The organism is Sulfolobales archaeon (assembly GCA_038897115.1).
GTDB lineage: Archaea > Thermoproteota > Thermoprotei_A > Sulfolobales > AG1 > AG1.
The window spans coordinates 1-5,586 of sequence record JAWAXC010000130.1; the positions used below are offsets into that span (position 1 = coordinate 1).

Annotated in this window: 7 protein-coding genes; 2 read left to right on the plus strand and 5 right to left on the minus strand. The window is 43.2% G+C overall.

All coding sequences use genetic code 11. The features are described 5' to 3' along the window. Positions 1 to 609, plus strand: a 609-nt coding sequence (locus tag QXE01_11395) for a metal ABC transporter permease (protein ID MEM4971841.1), incomplete at its 5' end; no start/stop codon positions are given. Continuing rightward, positions 602 to 1,078: a metal-dependent transcriptional regulator gene (locus QXE01_11400; protein MEM4971842.1), complete on the plus strand. Its 477-nt coding sequence runs from the start codon at positions 602 to 604 to the stop codon at positions 1,076 to 1,078. The genes QXE01_11395 and QXE01_11400, both read left to right, overlap by 8 nt. Before the next feature lie 113 nt (positions 1,079 to 1,191). Here QXE01_11400 and QXE01_11405 read toward each other — a convergent pair whose 3' ends face one another. The 5 genes from QXE01_11405 to QXE01_11425 all read right to left on the minus strand — a co-directional run. Beyond that, positions 1,192 to 2,148, minus strand: coding sequence for a (Fe-S)-binding protein (locus QXE01_11405; GenBank protein MEM4971843.1), 957 nt, complete (start codon positions 2,146 to 2,148; stop codon positions 1,192 to 1,194). Positions 2,149 to 2,229: 81 nt separating this feature from the next. After that, positions 2,230 to 2,664: a signal peptidase I gene (locus QXE01_11410; GenBank protein ID MEM4971844.1), complete on the minus strand. Its 435-nt coding sequence runs from the start codon at positions 2,662 to 2,664 to the stop codon at positions 2,230 to 2,232. Next, positions 2,661 to 2,981, minus strand: a complete 321-nt coding sequence (locus QXE01_11415) for a chromatin protein Cren7 (protein MEM4971845.1) — start codon at positions 2,979 to 2,981, stop codon at positions 2,661 to 2,663. Before QXE01_11415 ends, QXE01_11410 begins: the two co-directional genes overlap by 4 nt. 414 nt (positions 2,982 to 3,395) lie before the next feature. Beyond that, positions 3,396 to 4,736 (minus strand): argininosuccinate lyase, encoded by a 1,341-nt coding sequence (gene argH / locus QXE01_11420; GenBank protein MEM4971846.1) that lies wholly within the window; start codon positions 4,734 to 4,736, stop codon positions 3,396 to 3,398. Beyond that, positions 4,708 to 5,586: argininosuccinate synthase (locus QXE01_11425; GenBank protein ID MEM4971847.1), on the minus strand; the 879-nt coding region annotated here is incomplete at its 5' end. The genes argH and QXE01_11425, both read right to left, overlap by 29 nt.

Below are 5,586 nucleotides of genomic sequence, written 5' to 3' on the forward strand. Positions count from 1 at the left end.
ATATCTATGGCACTACTCACACTATTAGTTGCATATATGATTGAGAAGGGGTATAGCCAGGATATAGCTATAGGCTTCGGTGTTGTAATAGCCTCAGCTATAGCCTCGACATCCTCATACTATATAGCCCTTGGAATACCTGGTGGGATTTCATATATATATACATTGTTATTTGGAAACCCATTTCTCTTCCCCCTAAGCTCTGCAGCCTACTACCTAATCCTAGGACTCTCGATCCTCGCTGTGATGATCTCGCTATGGAGGTTCTTCATATACATGGCATTCGATCCCGAGTTCTTCGAGCTAGCGAAAGGTGGGGGTAGGCTCTATAGATGGGTATTATATACATTGATAGCGATCACAGCAATATATATCTCAAGGCTGGTAGGAGCAATACCAGCACATATATTACTCCTAACCCCAGGCATGGCTGTTCAGAGGATGGGAAGCAGCAGCTATATACCGGGGATAGCCCTTGCCACTATATCATCGATATCAGCAGCCATGTTATCTTACTACATAGCAGGGCTTCCCTATGGCCTATCACTCGGCATAACATCTATATCTCTTTACATAGGCATAAGGTTAGGGGTGGCTAGACATGGCTAGAGACAAGGGGGACAAGCTAGGTAGAAGAGCTTTGGATTACTTGTTAGCCATATATATGTTATCACGGGAGAAGGGGTATGCAAGGCTCACCGATATCTCTAGATACATGGGTGTCTCACCACCATCAGCCCATGAGTATATATCGGAGCTCGTTAGAATAGGATATGTGTCTAAAAAAGGAAGGGGCGCCTATAGCCTTACAGAAGCTGGTATAGAGATTCTATCTAGGAGAATACATGCACACGGTGTTTTAGAGGAGATGTTCGTAAGGATCTTTAAAATAAATGTTGAAACAGCATGTTCAATAGCATCAGCAATAGATCTCGAGATCGAGTGGAGAGAGCTTGAAAAAATATGTAGCACACTAGGTCATCCAACCACATGCCCGCATGGGATGAAGCTACCCCATGGAGGAAAGGTGGGGCTTTTAACAGAGGGGGAAATTTGTATAAAAATAGAAAGGGGCTAGTAAATCCTTATTACCAGCGATATAGAGTGGTTATGGAATTTGATCGGCCATTAAAGAGTATCTGATCCGCTGACTATACCTAAGACTAAGATCTAATTATAAACTATGTTTTATTAGGAGGCAGGTTTTTCTGTTACAAGCATTTCGGAAAGATCTATTATCTCAATACCATAGAATTTCGAAATTCTTGATAGATTTGAAAAGCATATAGGGCATAGAACAACAATCTTTTTACCAATGGATGCGAGCTCCTCAGCTCTTAGCTCCCCGATTTTTTTGGAGAGCCTAGGGCTTATAGATTCAAGAGGGCCTCCACAACATCTAGTTCTCCTCCCTGATCTCTGAGGCTCCTTATATGAGACGCCTAGGCCCTCCAAGACCTTTCTCTGATGCTCCACAATACCCATGAACCTCGCTAACAAACATGGATCGTGGATCACTACCTCCTCAACACCTTGCCTCCTAATAAATAGCTCGGGATGGAGGATCTCTAAATAGTGAAGAACCTCTGCGCTAAACCCCTCAATATACTTCGGATAGATCTTAGATAATATATAATATGTATGTGGATCAATGGTTATAATCTTCTTAACACCTTTCTCCCTGAAGATCTTAACGACGTTTCTCGCATGCTCTATAAAGTCCTCCTCTAAGCCTAGCTCATAGAGTAGAGCTCCGCTATATGGTTCCTCTTCATATAGATACCCTATATCTATCCCTTGTCTCTTGATCGCTAGAGCGATGCTCCTAACCATAGATCTATACCTCTCAAGATCGCCAACAGACCCGCTCACAAGCTCGGCTATGTTTATCATCTTAGTAAAAACCCTTCCAAGAGATATCAGGGCGCTTGGCGCACCCTCGATCTTCTCAAGAGTATTTGTCAGCGCAACTATATATGGTATTGACTGATACATGCATGATGTATATATAATTGTAGACCCTCCCCTTGGTATGTTATACCCATCAGCCCATGAGGAACACTGCTTAGGATCTACACCAAGGGGGTTCCCGCTCCTTCTCATATTATCCCTTATCATCGAGATTACATCGCTAAACTTTATAGGCATAGCACTCACCAAACTATATGTGTTAAAAATATAATAACATTTAGGATAGAATTTGATTACGAAATAAATAAAGCTATTTCCCTAGGAGCCTCTTAGGAGTGAGATAATCCCTATATAGGGGATCTTTAGAACGCTTCCACCAACAGATATAACCTTCCCAACAATGTTTTCAAAAGGAACGCCTGGATATCCATATCCAAATGCGTCTGGGATAGGATTGTTATCACCTTTAGTTACGAAATAGGTCTTACCCCCAATGCTTATTATGTTTATAACCCTATGTATTATGTATCTACCGCTCTGGCTCTTATATACTATCACATCACCTAAGCTAATATCTGATGGAGATCTAACTGGTAATATGAAGACAACATCACCTGTACTTAATATGGGCTCCATACTCGAGCCACTCACAACAGCTATATAGCTTTGACCTGAGACGAATGAGGCGATGTTTATAGCTATGAGGATCGCTATAAAAACCCAGATCACTATTGTAGAGACGCTTATCCTCATTCCTCCTCTCTCTCCAGCTCCTCTAAATCTATCTCTATCACCGTACCCCTCCTCTCCTCTTCACCTTCTTCCAGCTTCCTACCCTTACCCCGGCTTTCAATCTCTATCCCAGATCCTCCCGCCTTAATCTTGCTTACAACACCCTTCCAGCTATGGCCGCAGTTAGGACATCTATATGATCCCATTATAGTTATTGTAACCCTCCCCATAGCGTCTGGGAGAGGTGACACAACCTGCCATGTCTTATCGGGTTTAACACCTTCGGCGCCGCAGTTAGGACATCTACTGGGATCTTGAGCCCTACCCCTCCTAGGCATTTTATCCCCTAGATAGCCTAGTTTTAACACGGTATATAGGTTTATAATGATCCGCCTGGTCCAGGTTGCATCATCACTCAGAGCCGATGATCCTCTTCACCATACTGTAGCCCGCCGAGCTGACCTCCCTCCTAGGAGCTATATAACGCCTCAGGAGGCGTGGGGATCGGCGGGCTCCACATAATTATAACTAGCCCAGCTTATAACGGCTAACCCACATTTCAGAGAAGAGATTTTTAGATGCAAAACCTCTCACCCAGTATCACTCTGCTCTAGCATTACAGCTGAAAGCCTTCGCCCTTCTAGCAGGGAAGAGGTAAGATTATATGAGGCCTCTAACACGGCCTAGAATGCTAAAATTGTTGATAATCCTAAGAGATGTTGGATCGTGATCCTTATATTCATCATCAAAATCTACGCATTTATCTTGGATAGCCTATTCTCCTCCTCTAATAAGATTTTTTCCTTCTCCTTTGCAAGTTCCAGTACCCTTCTTGGATTCGGAGATCCGCGGTAATCCTTCTTAGCCAGAATATCGAGGGGGTTTTTAGATGGTAGGTAATCATTTAAGAGGTTTTCCAGTTTTCCCTCCCTTATTGTTGATGCAATCATCTTATGCGCCTCCCTATGTGGGATCATCCTCGATGTTGAGACGATCTCGACGATATCTGCTGTAAGCAGCTCCGGATCCCTTGAAATCTCATCAGCCCTTTCTCTCCGCACCCTTATCCCCTCAATTAAATCACATAGTATTTCTAGGGCGTTAATCAGGTTTTCAAAGATTTTCCAAGCAAGCCTATTCATCTCTTGAAAATCAAGGTTATAGCCGCTGGTGGTAGCCCTATAGATCTCGAGCATTGATGTTAGGAGGCCTATAGATTCGCCTGCCCTTGCCCTGAGTATTTCAAGTGTCACTGGATTTACCTTATGAGGCATTATGCTGCTTGTAGCAGCATGTCTACTCGGTATCTCCACTAGGCTATACTGCTTTGATGAGAATAATATGAGATCGTTTGCGACTCTACTTAAATATGCCGCAAGGCTAGCTGCTATTGAAGCAGCTAATAACAAGAACCCTCTGCTAGAAACCATATATAGTGTATTCCTACTATGTTGCGAAAATCCAAGGGATCTAGCTATCTCCTCCCTATCGATTCCAACGGTTGTTCCGCCTACCGCACCAGCACCTATTGGTGAGAGATCTATTATTGATAGGATCTCTGAGAACATTCTATAGTGATCCTCAAGCTCTTCCTCTATACTTAGAAGATAATGTCCAAATGTTATTGGCTGTGCCTCCCTGGTATGTGTGTATGATGGGAAGAGCTGTGAGTGATATTCAATAGCTTTTCTAACTAGGATCTTCCTCATAGATATGATCTTCTTCATTATCGATAAAACATACCTCTTAGCCTTGAGTCTGAGAACAGCTGCAATATGATCATTCCTACTCCTACCCAGCGAGAACCAGCCTGCTGATGGGCCAAGGCTTTTATAGAGATATATCTCGATCGCCTCGAATATATCCTCAGCCTCTCTATATTCAAGGAGTTTTTCAGGATTCTTTCTAAGATCTTCTAAACTCCTAAGTATTTTCTCCCCCTCTTCCCTAGGTATTAGCTCCCTATCCAACAGGTTTTTTACCCTAGCTATCTCTACCTCTAATACCTCACCAACTATTTTCTCATCATCCTTCATAGAAGATATATACCAGGTGAGACTCTCTCTACCCAGGAGAGGTTCTCTGTAGAGCACCCCTTCTCACCCTGAGCGCTGTGAGAGTATGCATCCCCCAGATCTCTATGAATCCAATAGCCTTTTCCTCAGTAGGGTACCAGCCCTTTTCATAACTCGCTATCTCCTGGCTATAGGCTAAATATGGACTCCTCCTCGAGATAATCGATATAGATCCTTTATATAGTTTCACCTTAACACTACCTGTAACCCATCTATTAGTCTCATTAGCAAAGGCCTCAATAGCTATTCTAACGGGCTCAAACCAGAGACCATTATATACTAGATCGCTCCATATGGGCTCTAACATCTTCTTAACCCTCAGCTCCCTCGGTGTAAGAACGGATTTCTCGAGATCCTCATGGGCCTTTATAAGTATCATAGCTGCTGGAGCCTCATATACCTCCCTCGACTTAAATCCAACAAGTCTATTCTCAAGATGATCTATTCTACCAACGCCATGCATACCCCCTATAGTATTTAGTGTTGAGATAAGCTTTACAGGATCTAATGCCTCCCCATCTATCCCTATGGGAACACCCTCTTTAAACTCGATCTCCAAGATCTGAGGCTTATCCGGGGCATTCTCTGGAGATCTAGTCCATTTAAAGGCTTCTTCGAGCGGGGGTTGCGATGGATCGTCAAGCTCTCCTCCCTCTATACTTCTACCCCATAGGTTATCATCGATGCTATATCTCTTATTCGCTGCAGGAATATCTATACCTCTCTTCCTTAGATACTCAAGCTCCTCGCTTCTCGTCATCCCCCAAGACCTTGCCGGGGTTATAATCTTTATACTCGGGTTGAGAGCCCTTATAGTTAGATCGAATCTAACCTGATCATTCCCCTTAGATGTAGATCCATGGGCTAT

Excerpts from the sequence above, each read along its gene's own strand:
- QXE01_11415 (MEM4971845.1), bottom strand. The coding sequence starts at position 2,981 with ATGCCTAGGAGGGGTAGGGCTCAAGATCCCAGTAGATGTCCTAACTGC.
- QXE01_11405 (MEM4971843.1), bottom strand. The coding sequence starts at position 2,148 with ATGCCTATAAAGTTTAGCGATGTAATCTCGATGATAAGGGATAATATG.
- QXE01_11410 (MEM4971844.1), bottom strand. The coding sequence starts at position 2,664 with ATGAGGATAAGCGTCTCTACAATAGTGATCTGGGTTTTTATAGCGATC.
- QXE01_11400 (MEM4971842.1), top strand. The coding sequence starts at position 602 with ATGGCTAGAGACAAGGGGGACAAGCTAGGTAGAAGAGCTTTGGATTAC.